This is a genomic window from Chryseobacterium binzhouense, assembly GCF_007474545.1.
GTDB classification, from domain to species: domain Bacteria; phylum Bacteroidota; class Bacteroidia; order Flavobacteriales; family Weeksellaceae; genus Chryseobacterium; species Chryseobacterium binzhouense.
The window spans coordinates 244,065-262,156 of record NZ_VKOG01000001.1; the positions used below are offsets into that span (position 1 = coordinate 244,065).

Here is an 18,092-nt window from a genome sequence, read left to right on the forward strand (position 1 = left end):
ATTAGAAAAAATGCTTCAAATAATGGCGGATATAAGACAAAAATATATTTCACTAATTCAGAATAGAAGTGAAGAAAATAAAAAAGCATTGACACTTTTATTTTCACAAGGATTATTTGGCAACTGCGTTTCTATATTAAGACAAGAGTTGGACTCTTTTATCAGAGTAATGTATTTAGGTAGAATATCCGATTTCGATGAACGAGAAAGAATGATGAACCAGACTTTGTCAGGAGAGAAATGGACAGTTTTAACGTCAAATAACAAATGGAAACAAATCACAGATAAAGATATGGTTGAGAAGGCAAATGAATTTTATGGGTATATTCAATATGTATATAAATTTGGTTGTGCTTCCATTCATTTGTCAGATTTACACAACTACACAGCTCAAAATCCCTTTGAAAAACTCAATGATACGGAGAAATATGATATAAAAAACTACCTTAATACATATCATAATTATCCTATTGAAAAGGAATTGACTGTTGAAAATATATCAGACTATATTCCTAATGTCTTTGAAAAAATTTCATCAAATTTGACTTGCTATTTTAGTAGTATATTAAATAATGGAATGATAGAAATGTAATAATACCACAGCCCACTGCCTAAAGCAGTGGGCTGTTTCTTTAATTGACCGATACGCTTACAGTTTCACACAATCAGCTAACGCTGATAGTTATCTTCCAATACTTTTACAATATCACTTTCACGAAACAAGATTTTCCGTTCGAGCTTGATAAAAGGTATCAGTCCGTCATCTCTGTATTGTTGCAACGTCCGCTTGCTGATATGTAGCATCTCACAAACCTGTTCGCCTGACAGGTATATTTCCCCTTTTAACAATGGGTGGAAATATTCCCTGATATACAGCAGTTCGTTTTTGATGCCTACCACAGCTTCGAGCAAGGCAAGCATATCTTCGTTTGAATTTCCAATCTGTTTCATTTCTTTTGCTTTTTTAATGGTCGCTCTCCCTGCATAAGTAACTCCACTTCGGATAATCTGAAATACGTTTTCCGATTAATTTGCGTTGCTCCAAGAATGCCTTTTGCCCTATATGTCTGCAACGTTCTTTTGCTGATGTTGAGCAATTGGCAGGCTTCCTGTTGGTCGAGCCATTTAGTTGCCTGTTGCAGTGCTTTGTAGGGTGTAGTCATTTCCGCTATCAAATTGGAAACTTCCTTAACTTCCCTATGCAATGCTTTCAAAATCTGAATGTCTAAAACTGTTATTTCCATATCTGCATCATTTAAACCTCTAAAATAAAAGCTATTCACATAGGTCATTTTAATGTTGCATCCGATGGCGGTATTTGGCGTACAGTTGCCAAATACTAGGCTATAATCCTAACTTTGGTTTCTTACTTTTAGGACGAGACTGTTGCGTTATGATTGTATTGTCCATTTTTAAAGCAGGCTTTTTATTGGTCTGTATAGCCTGATTTTTTTCTTCATTTTTGAAGTCTGAACGGATAAGCGTTTTTGTCGCACCTATTATGCTTTCAGGTTCGGAAGTCTGCTTTTGTTGTTCAGTACGTTTTCCCCCGAATAGCCTGTTCCAATCTATTAAGCCTTTTGCTTCTCTGAACTGACGTTTTAAATTAGCGATGAAATTGGAAATCGGGTCGCTCTGCTTATCAACCTGTATCAAAGGACTATGTTCTTTTTTTCTGATTTGTTCTTTCTCTTTCTGCTCTTTGTCAGGTATTACTTTTTGTGCCATAGGTTCAAAATTTGCACCCAATATAGAACACAAGGGAATGTATTGTTTTCATTTGGCATTATGTGGCAGTATTTGGCTTATGTTGGCACAACATGAATAGAAAGTAATCCTCAAAACACTTTAAATTTTCCTCGCAAAGCCCTCACACATTTAAAGAGTTTTGTAAGGATAAAGGAAAGCATACAAAAAACACCCTATCCTTAGCCCTTACGTGTTTTTTGTACCCTTTCTTTGATTGGAATTGATTAAAAAAAGAATAAAAAAGGGAGCAAAGATAAGGTGGACAGCCACCGCACCACCCAACCAAAAGACTACGGCATAATGGCAGGGCAAATATGGTGGCTTCGCCGAGTTTGTTGTGTGCCCTGCCACCCTTCGGGGCTTATTCCGTTTCCTTTTGGTTTTTCCGCCTGTCCCCCTTGTTAAAATGGCTTTCTTTTTTTTCTGTTTTTTTCTTTTGGAAAATAATTTTAAGAGGTAGAAACGTACCACCCACCACGTATAGTTATCAAAACAACGGTTTGTGTTTCTCGTTATAGATTTCCCTAATCAATTCCCCGAACTCCTGAAAGTGGTATTCGATAATGTTGTCCAGATACGCATAAATCGTCAGTTTGTCGATGCCCATAATATTTGTAAGCCTGTTAAATGTTTCGTGGTGTTCCTGCCGTACATACACTGATTTCCCCCTGCTTGCCGTTGTCGTGGGAATTTTGAAGAACCGTCCGCAGTAGTCCTCTTTGGTCAGCTTCTTTGGCTTGTAAATCATCCTTCTTGTATTACTCGCAGGTGTTTTTGTGTTTTCCGTTTCAGTTTCCGAAGGTTCTTCGCCTGCCATTACACGCATAATAGCTTCCTCATCTACTTTGGGTTTGACAAAATCTTCCCGATGTGTTACTACCTGTTGTTCCGTGAAAGATTGTTTATTTTCATCAGTTATGAAATTTTCAATAGAGAAATCCTCTTTTTCGGGTTGCTGATTTTTGTTTTCTTCGTGTATCATATCTATCATTTTTAATATTATATCCAATTAGCTGTTTGGTTAACTAAGCAATCAGCTGTATATACTGTTGTATCTATGTAACTACCTATCTACCAAAGCACCTGCAGACCCTTAATTGGTTAGTTCATTAACTCAAAAATCTGCAATTCGTCTGCATTCAATCACGCAGATTTGCTGTCGGGATTTATGCTGTTTAGTTACTTCATTAAGGATATAACCAATCAGCTAGCTAGCCATATACAAAGGAAATAAAAGCAGTCCCAATCTGCTTTAAGGTGGTATTCAGTGGCATCATTTGGCGTTCATTGTCATTGTTGTAAATAGCTGTTATTCAAATAGTCTTACCGAAATTTGTAATGGAAGCTATGGGTTTTCCCTGCTAACTACAATCCGTTTGCAAAACGGATTTTTCTGAACCCTTGTTCAGAGCAAGTTATCTTTTGAGGTACTCGAAATGAATTTCGGCACCTCAAAAGCACTTGCCCTTGCAGGGGGCTGGAAACGGCTCCGAAGTCGCCCGTTTGTTTAAAAATTAAAATGGATTATTATGGAAGAGAAAAACAGAAAACAGATTAAGAAATCAGGAAGAAAGCCAAAGATTGACCCTGCGGTTCATCGGTATTCTATCAACCTGAATGCGGAGGATAATGCTAAATTTCTTGCTCTCTTTGACCAGTCAGAAATGAAAGTCATTGCTCATTTTATTACCGCTTGCATCTTTCAGAAGACGGTAAAGACCGTAAAAATTGATATGGATGTAATAGATTATCACGAAAAATTGACCCGATTTTTTAGTCAGTTCCGAGCAATCGGAACAAATTATAATCAGGTTGTGAAGATATTGTACCGCAATTTTTCAGAGAAAAAAGCAGGAACATACCTTTTTAAATTGGAAAAAGAAACCATCGAATTGGTAAATGTCACGAAAGAAGTCATCCGTTTGACACAGGAATTTGAAAAGAAATACCTGAATAAAGAGTAAAAATATGATTGCAAAAATCGGAAAGAGAAGCAATATGTACGGAGCTATTTTGTACAATCAGCAGAAAGTAGAAAAAGAAAACGGAGCTGTTTTGTTACTGAACAAAGTGCCCGATACTATAGACGGCAGATATTCCACCCAGTATTTCAATAAATGTTTTGAACCTTATCTGTCTGCCAATATAAAAACAGAAAAGACCGTTAGGCATATATCGCTGAACCCTGATCCTGCGGATAAGGTAAGCGATGAGCAGTTTACGGATATGGCTCAGGAGTATATGGAACGTATGGGGTACGGCAATCAGCCCTATATTGTTTTCAAACATACCGATATAGACCGCACGCATATCCACATCATTTCGACCTGCGTGGGAATTGACGGCAAGAAAATCCCCGATGATTACGACCACCCGCGCTCAATGGCTATCTGTAGGGATTTGGAAACTAAATATAACCTGAACAAAGCCGTCGAGCAGGAGCAGAAAAAAGTCAACAAAGTTTTTAAGCCTGTAAATCATAAAAACGGAGACATCAAAAGTCAGATTGCTTCCGTAGTAAGGCATCTACCCAAGTATTATAGCTATTCTACTATGGGTAGTTACAATGCGTTACTTTCCCTTTTCAATATCACAGCGGAAGAAGTCAAAGGCGAGCGAAACGGTCAAACTGTAAACGGATTGGTTTATATGGCATTAGATGAGAACGGATACAAGGTAAGTAATCCGTTCAAAGCATCACTTTTCGGAAAAGATGCAGGAGTAACACAGCTTCAAAAACATTTTGAACAGTCCAAAGAAAAAATGAAAACTAATCCTGCTAGCTCTGTCCTAAAGAATACCATTGAATTGGCTATACATACTACAAACAGCGAAACGGATTTTAAAAAGCAACTTGTAGAGCAGGGTATTAATACCGTTGTCCGCAGGAACGAAAGCGGACGGATTTATGGTATCACGTTCATCGACCACGAAAGCCGAAGTGTTTGGAACGGTTCAACTTTAGATAGAAACCTATCAGCAAATATGTTTAACGATTGTTGGAACAACGGAAACAAAACCGAACTAAAAATACAGGACAGCCCTGTTTCCAATACAAACACATTAGACAGCCAACCGACCAAAGACCTTTTCGAGTTCATTACACAGGAACATTCGCAGAGTTCTGATTTGGGATTATTTAATCTCTTACCCGATACACAAGGCGAGGATTACGAAGAAGAGCAGTTTGCCAACCGTATGAAGATGAAAAGGAAGAAAGGGAGAAAGATGTAACATACTTCTCTATTTTCGTGTTTCAAAATATCTTAAACACTATCAGCTTATTATATTTTTTTATCTCGAAAAATGAGATATTAATGATATAAAGACTAAATTAGCCAACTGGAACTATTTAGAGTTATGAATAGAATTAAAGAAGTTTTGGAAGAAAAAGGTATCAAACAAAAATGGCTTGCCGAGCAACTTGGTAAGAGTTATAATATGGTAAATTCCTATACTCAAAATAGACAACAACCCAGATTGGAAATTCTATTTGAAATAGCAAAAATATTGGATGTTGAGCCTAAAGAATTATTGACAGAAATAAAAGTAAGTAAAACTCCTGCAAAACTTTCATAGATAGTAGAAATGAGAATGGAATTAGATTTAGTAGAAAAGATATCATTAGAGGAAATTAATGGCAAAACCTATAAAATAAGGTTAATTGAAAGCCTTGATTATGGGAAAGCATCATTAACGCATTATTTACATAATAGCACTAATGGAGTCTCAAAATACTACAAAAAAAGTGCACATTTGTACTTAAAACATTTATTAGAGTTAAAATATCCTGAGGTTGAAATCACTAATACTGTTGCGGAAAACGCTATGCAGTATTTGCTATTTAATTATAGGATTGAAGATATACCTTTTCCTTCTCCTAAAGAACCCAAATTTAGATTTATTGATTTGTTTGCAGGAATTGGTGGATTCAGATTAGCCAGTCAAAATCTTGGTGGAAATTGTGTTTTTTCGAGTGAATGGGATGAATTTGCTCAAAAAACTTATGAATCCAATTTTGGAGAATCGCCATTCGGAGATATAACAAAAAGTGAAACTAAAAAGTTTATTCCGAAAAATTATGAACTTTTATGTGCTGGATTTCCCTGTCAGCCTTTTAGTTACGCAGGTCTAAAGCAAGGGTTCGACGAAACAAGAGGAACACTATTTTTTGATATTTTAGAAATATTGAAAAATACTACTCCTAAGATGTTTTTATTAGAGAATGTCAAAGGTCTTAAGTCTCACGATGGCGGAAAAACACTAAAAGTAATTGAAAACTCACTTACGGAATTAGGGTATACCATAAAATGGGAAATACTAAACAGCTATGATTTCGGATTACCTCAATATCGTGAAAGATGGTATTGTGTAGGATTTAGAGATAAAGTTAATTTTGAATTTCCTAAAGGAAATAAGAGAGGTGCAAAAATTAAATCCATTATAGACACCGAAGCAAATAAAGATAATAAATTGAAATTAACCCTCTTTGAGATTGAGCGAATAGAATTTCACTTTAAATCAAATGAAGAGCGTGTTCAACACGATAACTCAAAATATAAGCCCAATACAAAAAAAGGGAAACACGGTGTTTTTTCATATCAAAAGCCTGATGGGGCTTTAAGATTTCATATTGGAGATGTAGCTAAAACACAAATACAAGAGGCTTTCTATGCTTGTCAAGATACCTATGCTCCTACAATTATTGCTAATAGAGTTCCCAAATTATGGGATTTACAAAGGAAATTATCAGTATTAGAAGCCCAACGCTTACAAGGCTATCCTGATAACTTTAAATTCCCTGTTTCGGACAATCAAGCGTATAAACAACTCGGGAATTCCGTTGCAGTTCCAGTATTAGAAGCAATAATCAAAAAAATGTTAGAAACAATTAAATAGAAAGGATGAAGTATTTATCACAATCAACGATTTTCGAATCTTGGAAAAGCATTATTGAGCAAGGGGAGACAAGCCGAGCTTCTTTAAATAAATTCTTTGGAATACTTGAAATTTTAAAACATTTGAATATTGAAACAGGAAATCCAGTTGAATCAAATTATCAATATAATGTCTTTTCTAGTCAATTGTCTAGTTCTTTACAAGACAAATTCTTTTTTGATGAAAATAACAAAAAGAATTTTGCTTCACAAGATACACTAAACATTATATTTCCAAATGATTGGGCTTCTAATACTTTTCAAATCTTATTGAAAAATAATCAACTTCCGTTAAACAATATCGCTTGCGTTTGTTTACAGAACGAGGAGTTTGACGATAATTTTTCCGAACAAGATGTAATTGAGAGATTTCTCAATATTTATCATCTAGCTGATGTAACTAATATTTTCTTTACAAATGAAAATGAGGTGAATATTGAGTTTTCATCTTCTATATTGGACAGAAACTCTTTATTCTCAGATTTAAAAAATCATTTCAATATTACAGATAATTCAAAATTTACATTAGGATTTGATAGCAGTCTTATTACTGCGAATCCAGGTGAATTAACAAGAGGTCCATTTATTCAACCACTTTATTCAGGACAGGAAAATCTAAAATGTTTATTAATAGCTAATTTTAATATCACAGAATATTATAAAATAGGCAAAACAGAAAATTCTGTTGCGGATAACTTCAGTAGTGAAACTCCATTATCTCATCAAATCATTTTCTATGGTTCTCCCGGAACAGGAAAAAGTAGAGAAATAGAAATGAGAACAAATGGTCATAATCGAACAAGAACAACATTCCACCCTGAAACAGATTATCATTCTTTTGTAGGAAGTTATAAGCCTGTAATGGACGGACTCAACATCAAATATGAATTTGTTCCTCAAGCATTTACAAAAGCATATTGCAATGCTTGGCTAAATCCTGAACAGCCATATTTTCTAATCATTGAAGAAATTAACAGGGGAAATTGTGCTCAAATTTTCGGAGACTTATTTCAATGTTTAGACAGGGATGATAACGGCTTTTCAAAGTATGAAATCAATTGTGACAAGGATTTAGCAAATTATCTAAAATTTGTATTTGAAAGTTCTGCCAATACGGAAGCAGTGGAAAGCTACAAAGCAATAATTCAAACAGAAGATTTTGATAAAATCATTCTGCCAAATAATCTTTACATTTTGGCTACGATGAACACTTCTGACCAATCTTTATTTCCAATGGATAGTGCATTCAAAAGACGTTGGGATTGGGAATTTGTACCAATCAATTATGATGATGCGAATTCATTAAACATCATTATCGGAGATAGTACATATAATTGGGGTAAATTTATTGAGAACATCAATCCGAAAATTAAAGAACTAACAGGTAGTGAAGATAAACAACTTGGAAACCGCTTTGTAAATCCTAAAGACAGAAACATAACGTTTGACCAATTCAGGTCTAAAGTCTTGTTTTATTTATGGTCAGAGGTTTACAAGGATGAATTTGGAACTCAGAGTTCAATTTTTAAATATGAACTTGAAGAAGATAATCCAATAGATTTCCAATTTGGAGAGCTTTATAACGGAAATGCGACAAATCTTGTAAAAGCATTTTTGAAATTCAACGGATTAGAACCTGAACAATGATAATATTATTTGAAGAATATCATTACAAAACGGAATACCTCTCAAAATTTTTAACTGAAAGGTACTACTTTCCTATTAATGGTATTGAATCAAAAATCAACTTTGTTGGGTATTACTTCAATCCGCAGATAAATGAGGAAAAAGGAGATGTTGTCATCATATTTCCAAAAGTTTTTATCAATGAACATAATCTAGCTTTTGATGAGTTTACGCCAGAATCTTTAATCAATCCAACATTTGAAACAACACAAAGATTAACCGAAACAGGAAAAGACAAGCTGATTTTTGAAATTTCAACTTGGTTGTATCGAGCAATTCAGCAATTCAATAAAAGACATTTTTACAATTCGATTTCAGAGAATCAATTTATTAATCAAATTGTAACCAATTTGGATGAAAATTCAAGTACTGAGCTTGACATTATTTTAAGTTTATTGAGGTTTCATAAGGAAAATCAGGACTTATTTACATTCATTGCAAAAACAGCACACTCACAACAAAACAAAATCAATTGGCACAAAACTATTAACAAGAAACAGCCAATTATTCATAATAACCAGCCAATTTATGTTGATTTAGCAACAACAAGAAAAAGAGTAAATGATGACGAAGAGTTACTCATTCTTTTTTATTCAACGCTAAATCACATTAAAGAAAAGTATGCGTTTAATTTTCAAATTCCTCAAAACTACAACCTCATTAAAGGGCATCAATTTGAAACGGTTTTAAGAAGAGGGTGCAGATTGTTGAAAAATATTAAGTACAAATATTTTTCGGATAAAATGATTTGTCTATACAATTTGCTATTTACGTATTTTGAGCGAAGTGAAAGAACCCAATCTAAGAAACAAATAGAGGAAATTCTTCTAATCAAGGATTTCAATATCGTGTTTGAGGATATGATTGATGACTTAATCGGAGATAGCACATTATTCCCTGAATTAAAAAATCACGCAGACGGAAAACAGGTTGACCATATTTATAAATACAAATCACTTCTAATCGAAGATGAAATCTATTTCGTTGGAGACAGTAAATATTATAAACCTCAAAATAGCGTAGGGAAAAATTCAAAGGCAAAACAATTCACTTATGCCAGAAATGTAATTCAGTACAATATTGATTTATTTAATAAAGGAGATTTAGACCATAGAATAAGATACAGAGAAAATGAAACAGAAGGGTATAACATAACTCCTAATTTTTTCATTTCTGCCTTTGTAAATAAAGATTTTGATTTTTCTAAATCGTATTTGAATGAGACAGGAAAACCAATAATGCAATTTCATTTCGAAAACCGACTTTTCGATAGGGATACGTTATTTGTTCAATCATACAACATCAATTTTTTGTTTGTACTTTCGGGCTATCTATCAAGAAATTCAACTTTGAAAAACAATTTTAAAAAAGATACGCAGAAAATATTCAGAGAAAAGTTAGTAGCTTTTATCAATGAAAAATATCAGTTTTATAAAGTCAAACCGATTGAAGAGAATTTCATCTATAAACATTTTAAACTGCTAAATGGTAAGGTTTACAAACCATCACAACTTGAAAATCAACTGATTTTAGCCTTTGAAAAAGGCTCTGACATTGACGGAGTAATTTCACAAATTGAAGCTGAATTAGAAGAAAAATCGGTATATGTATTAGAATGAAAATAATTTAAAAATCAAATGGTTACAAGAATAAAAAAATATTAAATTGGGTCAAATATAAATAGCATTATGAAACCAAAATTATTAACAGCAATATTACTTTTTATAAGTGCTTATTCGCCCTTGTTCCTGATTTTGGCAGTGAAGGATTTTGATTTTAATTGTTCATATCATTTTAAGCACCCAATTGCAATTTATACTATGCTCGGCATTGCTTTATTGAGTGTATTATTGTTATTTCTTACGGTTGCTTCCACAAAGAGGGGTAATATGCCTGTAAAGATAAAATCAGTTAAGAACCGTTCTGTTGATTTAATCAATTATACTATCCCTTATATAGTTTCCTTTTTCAGTTTTGATCTATCTAAAATCGAAGATATGATTTCATTAAGTATTTTCTTATTATTAATGCTGTTGCTAACAATCAAAAGTAAATCCGTTTTTATGAATCCTATCTTATTATTAGCTGGCTATAACCTTTATGATTTAGAATATGAGTTTGACGGCAAAACTTGCTCAACCATCGTAATAAGCAAAGAGGAAATGTATACCGATGAACGTTTTTACATACGAAGCCTAACCAGATTTTTATATATAGTAATAGAAAAGAAAATTAATAATAATGCTAACGATGAGACAGAAATTTAGAGCATTAAAAGACCTTGATTTACAAAATGCTGATGTGTCGTTAGCAATTGTTAAGGAGTATAAAAAGAATAGAGAATCTAAGTATATGGTTAATTACGTACAAATTAACCCCAATTTAGAAACTCGTTTACGGAACATTGTAACTCGTAAAATAAATTCAGCAAATACATTTGAAGACTACACCTTTGATTGTCCTGAACCAGAAGAAGACCAAGTAAGAGCAATCAATTATGAAGAAACAGACTTTTACAGGATATTCGAGCAATTACAAGATTTAAATCCTGAAGAAGACATAATAGAAAACATTGAAGAACTTGTTAAAGCAAAAGCCTATTTAATTATACTACGCAATGAAGAAGGAATTCAGGTTGTAGGGTTTAAGACATTACCTGAAAACTGGAAAATGAAACGAGACCGAGGATTAATTCCTCTTCTTTACAGAGAAAACCGTTTTGAAGATTTAGAAGAAGAAAATGTTTTCAGTATATCTTCTTTTGTTGACTTGATTTATTTCAATGAAGCACTTTTTATTCTTTCAAAGAAGAATTTTGAGAGCGGACTTAATTTCCGTAATGGAATGTTAGCAAAAGCAGATGAATTATATCAAGAAGTTCGGGAAATCAATCTATTTGTCAATATAGAAATTCTTACTAATAGGGTTGGTAATAATCAACGTTACTTACGAAAAATAGCCACTATAAAAAATTTAGGCTATTATCAAAACAATGATTACTTACAACGTCTCAGATTAATTAGCCAACAAAGAAATTGGGGAATTGAATTTCAAGAGGGACAAATTGTAATTACAGAGGAAACACTAGATGCTGTACTTACGTTATTACAAAATAAAAGACTGCATTCAGAATTAACGGATGAAACTTTTGATGTTGATAGCGCTAAACGTTTAGAAATGTAGAGTTATAAAAAATATATACGACACATAGATTATTAAATTCAATGTGTCGTTATATGCTAAGTTTTGTATATTTGCTATGAGCTAACGGAAACACGTTGAAAAACAAAGCAATAAGCACCGTTACCAAATCGTTACCTGACTTTTTTGATAATCTTTATAAAAGCTTAGTATTCAGGCAATACAGCTTTTTCCTGAAAACTTTAAAATAAATATCTCCCATTTGCACATTGCTTTCATATATAAATGGATATTTATATTTCTTGGAAAGACTTAAGGCTTTGTATATATAATATTTTGCTGAATCCTGAGTATTTTTTTTTTCAAAATAAAGAGCTAAAAGATTATACGTATTTATTTTGCTAGGATAGCTCTTTCCTACGTCTGCGGTTTTGAGATATTTCATTTTTTCATTAAGATAATAGTAGGAAGAGTCTAACATTCCTGCCCTACTGTATGCTACAGAAAGGTTTTCATCTACAAGGCTTTTTAAAAAAAGTCTGTCTTTTTTGCTCTTTTTAATTTGGGAAATATAGGCAAGTCCCTTTTTCTGCTCATCAATACAAAGCCTGAAATAGGATAACGCTCCATATATCCTGCCTCTTATTCTGTGTATCTCAAACAATAAGAACGCATCTGCTTTGGTGTAGTCGTCCTTTTCTGCTGAGGCCAGATGTTCTAAAGCCTCTTTATTTTTTCCCAATCCGTGCAATGCCTGAGCAAGCCTTATCTTACTGTAGTTTTCTCCTTTATGATAATTTATTTTTTTACTTAATTCTAATGCTTTTTGCGCCAGATTTGCACTTTCTTTAACGTTGACTACAGCAAATTTTTGAAGTGCTGAATCAAGCAAAATTTCTACCTGCTTTTCACTTTCATTCTGCTGTGCGAATAAACCATTACCAAAACATAAAGTAATGAAAAAGAATAACATGAATTTCATAGTGACAGTTCTTTTTTCACAGACATCTGCATATTACATAACAATAAAACATCATCAATTGTAAATGATGTTTTATTAGTCTGATTAAATTTTATTGAATAATATAACCACCAGAAAATCAAATCAATTTCCTAATGGCGTATGAGGTTTAAGGTTTCCAAAAAGACCAGACGGTACCATTGTAAACAGCAAGTTGTTTTTTCGTGATATCATACGCAATCATTCCGGGAGCGGGATTTTTAATATTAAGATGCGGACTAGCCACTTTGGGCAACACCATTGCTTTATTGTTGTCAGTAAGGACTAAAATTCCTGCTGTACCGTCTGTTGCGCCATTTACACCAATAGCTGCCTTTGCGTTTGCTCCTTCTCTTCTATTGTCCTGCAAAGAGCTGTCTATGGCATTAAAAGTATTGTAAGTTGTAGAGCCTGCAGTAAGCGGAAGATCACCTGTGAGAGGAGACCAGGATCCGTTTCTCATATATTTTATCTTTTTATCGGAAAGGTCTAAGATAATAGTGCCATCTACTACTGTTCCCTGTATACCACGGTATCCTTCCCCTGTTGTGCTGTTGTAAGCCAGAGGTTGGTTGTTAACAGTTGATGTCCAAGGTAATACTAAGCCTTTCGTATTGTCTGCATTATCATAAAATTCTAATGCAATGCTTGGGTTAGTAACCGTGTTGGCTGGTTGTATTTTACTAACTTCATCTTTTCCAATCGCAACTTGTGACGAAGCCAGAGAAAAGCTGAATATAGATAATGTAATAATTATATTTTTCATTGTTCTTTGTTTATGATAATTAAATCTTTAATATTGAGGCGGTTAAGTATGAGAATTTCAATAGCCGCCTCAATTTTTATATCAAAATATTTAATCCGGACAGGCAGGAGTTGTGAAACAATGCCACGCCATAGCCATTTCTCCTTCTTTTAAAGTATATATTTTTAAGCAATCTGCTTCTTCATCATATACTATCATCCCTTCTACAGGATTGGTGATATTAGCAAGACTGGCTGTTGTGGGAACTCTGTTTACTACAAATCCTTTTTCTTTGGATTCTAATACTGTCCACGCACTTTGTCTTAGCATTGGCCAGTTCTGATTGTCTGCACCAGCTCTCCCTAATGCTGTAATACCGTGTTTTGTAGGGTAAGTATTGACCGCATCTAATACGGCAGGTTTATAACAAGCGCCTAAACACTGTGAGCTTACAGCTCCATTTTGGGAATCTCCGATCGCCTGACCTGTTCCGGCAGCAACAGGAACGCCATAAGTTGCAGAAGTAGTAACCAAATCTACCGGAGTTGGCAGATTTCTCACAACTGGCGAGGTAGAGCTTCCCATATATCCTGTGCCGGAATTTCCGCCTGCCAGAGTTGTCGAGTTTACCAAATCTGAATTTGTGAAAGCACCGCTTCCTTCTACTGCATCCGGACAGCCGTCGCCATCACTGTCTAAGTCTAATCTATTTGGGATTCCATCATTATCCGTGTCGCACTCTTTTGCGCCTTCCTCAATAGACGTGGCACCCAACAAACCTTCAGGATAATTGGAAACTACATACCAAGAAAACGGATTAAGATTGATTCTTATGATCGTTCCAGCGGGATTATTGCTACCGTCTGCACCAATGGAAGTTACAGCATACAATTCATTCCCATTTGCTTTCGCCAAACCGAAAGCTCGTCTTTGCACCGGTCCTAAAATAGTTTCAGATACATAATCATAATTGGCATTTACCGTTACTTCTCTGATAATAGGGTTGGTGGCATTAATTGCCGAGTCAAACCAAAGAACATACACTTTGCCGTTAATAAAGATAAAATCTCCGTTTGCGTTACCATTTGTATAATTTCTCCAAACACTTACAGAATTAGTCGTTAAATTGATTCTGCGTATGATCGAATCATCAGGATTACCTACCAATAAAGTTCCGTCAGGAAGGAAGGATAGTGAGTTGCTTCTAAATGCCAAATTCAAAACATTGGTTACACTACAGGTTCCTGAATTGATAATCGCCAAAGTACTTGTAGTTGCGCTTGTATTATAAACGCCATACATCACACCAGACGTGCTGATGGCGATATCTGTTGTTATATTAAGATTTCCTGTACAAAAAGCAGTTTGCGTAAGGGTATTGACATTAAATGAATTAATTCCTGTGGCTGACTGTACCAAAATATTAGGCGATGTAACATAAGTTGGACATTCTACGGTGTCTAAAATTCCGTCATTATCATCATCTTTATCGCAATAATCACTTATTCCGTCTCCATCAGAATCCGGATTGGTTGCTGATATTACACAAGGATCTACAACAGAAAGCGTTCCTGAATTAGATGTAATGGTACAAATCCTTCCACTATGAGCTAAAAGTACACGGAACCTATTTCCATTTTGAGCTAAAGCTACATTATTCACAAGCAATGTTGCAGTAGTAGCTCCCGAATACTGTCCTCCGTTGGTAACATTAGACCAGGTAGCACCATTGTCTGTACTGACCTGCCATTGATACGTAATACCTGAAGTAGTATTGGTTGCAGACGGAGCACTATAGTTCGGCGTTCCAGAACTGAAAACCGTAGTTGTTGCAGCTGATGCAACTATAGAAAACGATGCTGTGTTTCCAGCTGTTGCTGAAGTATTAGAAGGTTGCGTGCCTATAGTCACTTGTGTAGCAGAAGTTACATTTGAGGCGGTAGTACTTGTGTAGCTTGCCGCGATTACTTTTCCTGATCCGTCTACAGTAGGGTTTCCTGTGCCGTAAGCTCCACCATCACCTCCATCAGCATTAGCGTTGTTATAATATTCGTTGGCATCGGAGCAGCCGTCATTGTCAGAATCTAAATCTAAATAATCAGGTATCCCGTCGCCATCGGTATCTCTGTGGTTACAAAAGGTTATAGTATTTTGTCTAAGAGTTATTAATCCTCTGTTTCCTCCATTGTTTGCATTACCTGTACCCGGACCATCAAACGCTGTGTAGTCCCAAAGATTAGTACTTCCAAATGGAACAGGGTAAGGATCTTCGGTTGAGCCTGAAATCTGCGCCTTTAGCTTAGCATAATAACCAGATGTGGCATTACTACCTGCTGTAGAATAATTAAATGAAGCAAGCTGTGACAAAACAGGATTTGTGAAATTCTGTAATGATGATAACTGTCCTGTTATTCCAGGTAAATTACCCACTGTAGTTGTAAAAGTTCCCAACTGATCTAATGTTCCGGTAGCGAGCCAGTATCTAAACCTTGAGTCTCCGGTTGTTCCGGACGCTGCGGTAATCGTTTGGTTTGTTGTATTGTTCGCTGGCAAACTTGTATATAGTGAATTTGTATTTGGCAGAATACCTACCGCTAAATTACTGTTATTAACAATTGTTTCCCAAGTGTGGTTTACTGACGTTGCGATATTATTAAAATCTGAATAAGTGAAAGGTACGTTGAAAGTACTTCCCAATCCTGCAACCTGAGCACCGGAAGTAAGTGTGTATACCAAATTAAATGTAGCGCCGTTTGCATTAAAAGTACTGGTACCCGAAGACACAGTATTAGCTACATTCATAGTGTAAACACTATTAGTTGCACAAAATCCTTCATCTGTGTCTAAAATACCATCATTATCATCGTCAAGATCGTCAGAATTTGCTATACCATCACCATCAGAATCAATGTCAATTAAAACACTAAGATTACAAGCTCCGATAGCGCGTGGGGAGCTTATTGAAATCACACGGTTTCCAGGTGAACCTCCACCATTAAAAGTGAAAGGAATATCAACAAAAGTAGCACCCTGATCAATCGTAGCAATGTAAGGAGATGGCGATGTACTGATGCCTGTTCCTGTAAGGGTAAATTCTGCTAAACCATTTACTGCATCGGAAATCGGAATTCTTAAAACAGAAGACTGCGAAGTACCATTAGCAAGAAGTTTAGCACCTTGTACACCACCTCCTGCAGCAGTACAATCAAAAGTAAACGCTGCCGGTACGTTGGTTACCGTAGCACAAGAACCTAAATCTCCAAAATCTCTTCGATTTCCTGCTGTTGCTGCTCCAGCTATATTTCCAACAAAAGTAGATGCCCCTGTCATAGCATTTAAACGCCAAATATCTGTTCCATTACCATTTGTTCTGCTGTAGTAGAAAAAGTCTCCTAAGTAAGCAAGACCGTTACCGATAGTTGTTGCTAAATTGGGAACTGTACCATTAAGTTGAGTAACTACCGTAGCGGTTAAGGCGGTAGGATTTATACGGTACAGCCATATACTTGAATTAGTAACTGCGACAATAACATACAAATTTCCACCACTGTCAACTGCAATATCGTTCAAAGTTGTTCCGTTTGTCCAATTGGTATCACCTGTTACATCTCCTAAAGTAGCAGCTGCGGCTGTAGTACCTGTCCATCTTGTTAAGGTTTTACCGTTAATACCATACACAAAACCGGTTTTAGGGTCTGTACCAATTCCTATTGGGGAACCCCAAGTTGTTGAAGTAGTACCTTGCAAGGTTAAAGTTGTATTGGCAGAGGTGGCAATTCCTGCCCAAATCCTGCCTGAGTTACCATTTCTGGAAACAACAAACTGATTTTGGTTTAAATTTGAAGGAACAGGACCATAAGCCATATTTGCAAATCCGCCAGATCCATCAGTTGCAACAGAGGTTGTGCCAGAAATTCCTCCCGACGAATTAAAGTTAATTCTGTACGTAATTCCATCAGTTCCATTAATCCCAAACAACTCATTACAAGTAGGTGCTGCAGAAGGAGAAAAGACTTGACAGGAAGCCAAATCCAAATCATCTGCTCCAGAAAAAGGTCCTATAAGTGTATTTAAAGTATAAGAAGTTCTTAAAGTACTTGCTCCTGTATTAGGATTGATTTCATATATACGGGCAATAAATGAACTTACAAATAAAATTGTAGCAGAATCACCTTGAACCGCATATATATTTCCGTTATAGAAAGCCAGACCTTGAAAACTTGTTGGCAATGTTCCACTAAGCTGTATTAACTGTGTTGAAGCCAATGTGGAAATATCAATTCTGTATAAATACCTTGCTGATCCAGAAGTAACAATTACATATAATCTTCCGGTAGAATCAAAAAATGCATCACTGGAAACTGTTCCAGCACTCCAAATGCCATCTCCTGTAATTGCTCCCAAGTCTGCAGGGGTAGGATTTGCTCTAATGAGTCTTCTCGTTGAACTTACTCCGTACACGTGTCCCTGTGTAGCTCCTGCTACTGGATTTGCAGTAAGCCCTCCAAGAGAAACAGGTATACTGTTACCTGTTGTAGCATTAGATACATAAACCGGTGAGTTTGCCGGAGTATTGGAAGATGTAAATACTGTCTGCGAAGTATTTGCAGGGTTAGGACCTACTGCTAAATTACTTCTTGCTGCTGCATTTAAATTGGTTACTGCAGCAGGCAATGTTCCATTCAGGGCAGAAATATTATAGACATTGCCGTTTTGTGCATTGACAATGTACAGGGAGTTACAATCCTGCGCTTTTGTATTTAAAAAAAACAGAAAAGCGATAAGATAAAAAAGTTTAGTATTTATCATGGTTTATTTTTATATTATTAAAAGT

At 35.3% G+C, this 18,092-nt stretch carries 16 protein-coding genes; 9 read left to right on the forward strand and 7 right to left on the reverse strand.

Features of this window, described 5'->3' with window-relative positions; genetic code table 11:
• Positions 1-22: 22 nt before the first annotated feature.
• Positions 23-592: a hypothetical protein gene (locus tag FNE73_RS01200; protein ID WP_143882967.1), complete on the forward strand. Its 570-nt coding sequence runs from the start codon at positions 23-25 to the stop codon at positions 590-592.
• A gap of 77 nt (positions 593-669) precedes the next feature.
• On the opposite strand, the gene FNE73_RS01205 is transcribed toward FNE73_RS01200, so the two are convergent.
• The 4 genes from FNE73_RS01205 to FNE73_RS01220 all read right to left on the reverse strand — a co-directional run bounded on the left by FNE73_RS01205 (position 670) and on the right by FNE73_RS01220 (position 2,731).
• Positions 670-951 (reverse strand): helix-turn-helix domain-containing protein, encoded by a 282-nt coding sequence (locus tag FNE73_RS01205; protein WP_021191501.1) that lies wholly within the window; start codon positions 949-951, stop codon positions 670-672.
• Positions 948-1,244: a helix-turn-helix domain-containing protein gene (locus FNE73_RS01210; RefSeq protein WP_031504736.1), complete on the reverse strand. Its 297-nt coding sequence runs from the start codon at positions 1,242-1,244 to the stop codon at positions 948-950. Before FNE73_RS01210 ends, FNE73_RS01205 begins: the two co-directional genes overlap by 4 nt.
• Positions 1,245-1,344: 100 nt before the next feature.
• Entirely contained in the window at positions 1,345-1,728 is a 384-nt protein-coding gene (locus tag FNE73_RS01215; RefSeq protein ID WP_070565605.1) for a hypothetical protein, read from the reverse strand.
• Between the two features lie 508 nt (positions 1,729-2,236).
• The gene (locus tag FNE73_RS01220) at positions 2,237-2,731 is read right to left on the reverse strand and encodes a DUF3408 domain-containing protein (protein ID WP_143882968.1); all 495 of its coding nucleotides are present in this window, start codon (positions 2,729-2,731) and stop codon (positions 2,237-2,239) included.
• Positions 2,732-3,278: 547 nt separating this feature from the next.
• Between FNE73_RS01220 and mobA the strand changes: the two genes are divergently transcribed.
• The 8 genes from mobA to FNE73_RS01260 all read left to right on the forward strand — a co-directional run bounded on the left by mobA (position 3,279) and on the right by FNE73_RS01260 (position 11,555).
• Complete coding sequence (gene mobA, locus FNE73_RS01225; protein ID WP_143882969.1) at positions 3,279-3,713, forward strand: conjugal transfer protein MobA; 435 nt, start codon at positions 3,279-3,281, stop codon at positions 3,711-3,713.
• A gap of 4 nt (positions 3,714-3,717) precedes the next feature.
• Entirely contained in the window at positions 3,718-4,983 is a 1,266-nt protein-coding gene (mobB, locus tag FNE73_RS01230) for a conjugal transfer protein MobB (protein ID WP_143882970.1), read from the forward strand.
• 126 nt (positions 4,984-5,109) lie between these two features.
• On the forward strand, positions 5,110-5,328 hold the full coding sequence (locus FNE73_RS01235; protein ID WP_143882971.1) for a helix-turn-helix domain-containing protein: 219 nt from the start codon (positions 5,110-5,112) through the stop codon (positions 5,326-5,328).
• Between the two features lie 15 nt (positions 5,329-5,343).
• Complete coding sequence (gene dcm, locus FNE73_RS01240; protein WP_228429825.1) at positions 5,344-6,648, forward strand: DNA (cytosine-5-)-methyltransferase; 1,305 nt, start codon at positions 5,344-5,346, stop codon at positions 6,646-6,648.
• A gap of 5 nt (positions 6,649-6,653) precedes the next feature.
• On the forward strand, positions 6,654-8,333 hold the full coding sequence (locus tag FNE73_RS01245) for an McrB family protein (protein ID WP_143882973.1): 1,680 nt from the start codon (positions 6,654-6,656) through the stop codon (positions 8,331-8,333).
• Positions 8,330-9,991, forward strand: coding sequence for an LlaJI family restriction endonuclease (locus FNE73_RS01250; RefSeq protein WP_143882974.1), 1,662 nt, complete (start codon positions 8,330-8,332; stop codon positions 9,989-9,991). The genes FNE73_RS01245 and FNE73_RS01250 overlap by 4 nt, the downstream gene beginning before the upstream one ends.
• Positions 9,992-10,060: 69 nt before the next feature.
• On the forward strand, positions 10,061-10,639 hold the full coding sequence (locus FNE73_RS01255) for a hypothetical protein (RefSeq protein WP_113664073.1): 579 nt from the start codon (positions 10,061-10,063) through the stop codon (positions 10,637-10,639).
• The gene (locus FNE73_RS01260) at positions 10,623-11,555 is read left to right on the forward strand and encodes a Kiwa anti-phage protein KwaB-like domain-containing protein (protein WP_162796121.1); all 933 of its coding nucleotides are present in this window, start codon (positions 10,623-10,625) and stop codon (positions 11,553-11,555) included. Before FNE73_RS01255 ends, FNE73_RS01260 begins: the two co-directional genes overlap by 17 nt.
• A gap of 154 nt (positions 11,556-11,709) precedes the next feature.
• Here FNE73_RS01260 and FNE73_RS01265 read toward each other — a convergent pair whose 3' ends face one another.
• The 3 genes from FNE73_RS01265 to FNE73_RS01275 all read right to left on the reverse strand — a co-directional run bounded on the left by FNE73_RS01265 (position 11,710) and on the right by FNE73_RS01275 (position 18,067).
• Positions 11,710-12,495 (reverse strand): hypothetical protein, encoded by a 786-nt coding sequence (locus tag FNE73_RS01265; protein WP_143882975.1) that lies wholly within the window; start codon positions 12,493-12,495, stop codon positions 11,710-11,712.
• A 148-nt stretch (positions 12,496-12,643) separates the two neighbouring features.
• Positions 12,644-13,279: a hypothetical protein gene (locus FNE73_RS01270; protein WP_143882976.1), complete on the reverse strand. Its 636-nt coding sequence runs from the start codon at positions 13,277-13,279 to the stop codon at positions 12,644-12,646.
• A 90-nt stretch (positions 13,280-13,369) separates the two neighbouring features.
• Positions 13,370-18,067 (reverse strand): beta strand repeat-containing protein, encoded by a 4,698-nt coding sequence (locus FNE73_RS01275; protein ID WP_143882977.1) that lies wholly within the window; start codon positions 18,065-18,067, stop codon positions 13,370-13,372.
• Positions 18,068-18,092 lie beyond the last annotated feature (25 nt).

Excerpts from the sequence above, each read along its gene's own strand:
- FNE73_RS01220 (WP_143882968.1), bottom strand. The coding sequence starts at position 2,731 with ATGATACACGAAGAAAACAAAAATCAGCAACCCGAAAAAGAGGATTTC.
- FNE73_RS01265 (WP_143882975.1), bottom strand. The coding sequence starts at position 12,495 with ATGAAATTCATGTTATTCTTTTTCATTACTTTATGTTTTGGTAATGGT.
- FNE73_RS01215 (WP_070565605.1), bottom strand. The coding sequence starts at position 1,728 with ATGGCACAAAAAGTAATACCTGACAAAGAGCAGAAAGAGAAAGAACAA.
- FNE73_RS01255 (WP_113664073.1), top strand. The coding sequence starts at position 10,061 with ATGAAACCAAAATTATTAACAGCAATATTACTTTTTATAAGTGCTTAT.
- FNE73_RS01205 (WP_021191501.1), bottom strand. The coding sequence starts at position 951 with ATGAAACAGATTGGAAATTCAAACGAAGATATGCTTGCCTTGCTCGAA.
- FNE73_RS01260 (WP_162796121.1), top strand. The coding sequence starts at position 10,623 with ATGAGACAGAAATTTAGAGCATTAAAAGACCTTGATTTACAAAATGCT.
- mobB (WP_143882970.1), top strand. The coding sequence starts at position 3,718 with ATGATTGCAAAAATCGGAAAGAGAAGCAATATGTACGGAGCTATTTTG.
- FNE73_RS01235 (WP_143882971.1), top strand. The coding sequence starts at position 5,110 with ATGAATAGAATTAAAGAAGTTTTGGAAGAAAAAGGTATCAAACAAAAA.
- FNE73_RS01250 (WP_143882974.1), top strand. The coding sequence starts at position 8,330 with ATGATAATATTATTTGAAGAATATCATTACAAAACGGAATACCTCTCA.
- FNE73_RS01275 (WP_143882977.1), bottom strand. The coding sequence starts at position 18,067 with ATGATAAATACTAAACTTTTTTATCTTATCGCTTTTCTGTTTTTTTTA.
- FNE73_RS01200 (WP_143882967.1), top strand. The coding sequence starts at position 23 with ATGGCGGATATAAGACAAAAATATATTTCACTAATTCAGAATAGAAGT.
- FNE73_RS01270 (WP_143882976.1), bottom strand. The coding sequence starts at position 13,279 with ATGAAAAATATAATTATTACATTATCTATATTCAGCTTTTCTCTGGCT.
- dcm (WP_228429825.1), top strand. The coding sequence starts at position 5,344 with ATGGAATTAGATTTAGTAGAAAAGATATCATTAGAGGAAATTAATGGC.
- mobA (WP_143882969.1), top strand. The coding sequence starts at position 3,279 with ATGGAAGAGAAAAACAGAAAACAGATTAAGAAATCAGGAAGAAAGCCA.
- FNE73_RS01245 (WP_143882973.1), top strand. The coding sequence starts at position 6,654 with ATGAAGTATTTATCACAATCAACGATTTTCGAATCTTGGAAAAGCATT.
- FNE73_RS01210 (WP_031504736.1), bottom strand. The coding sequence starts at position 1,244 with ATGGAAATAACAGTTTTAGACATTCAGATTTTGAAAGCATTGCATAGG.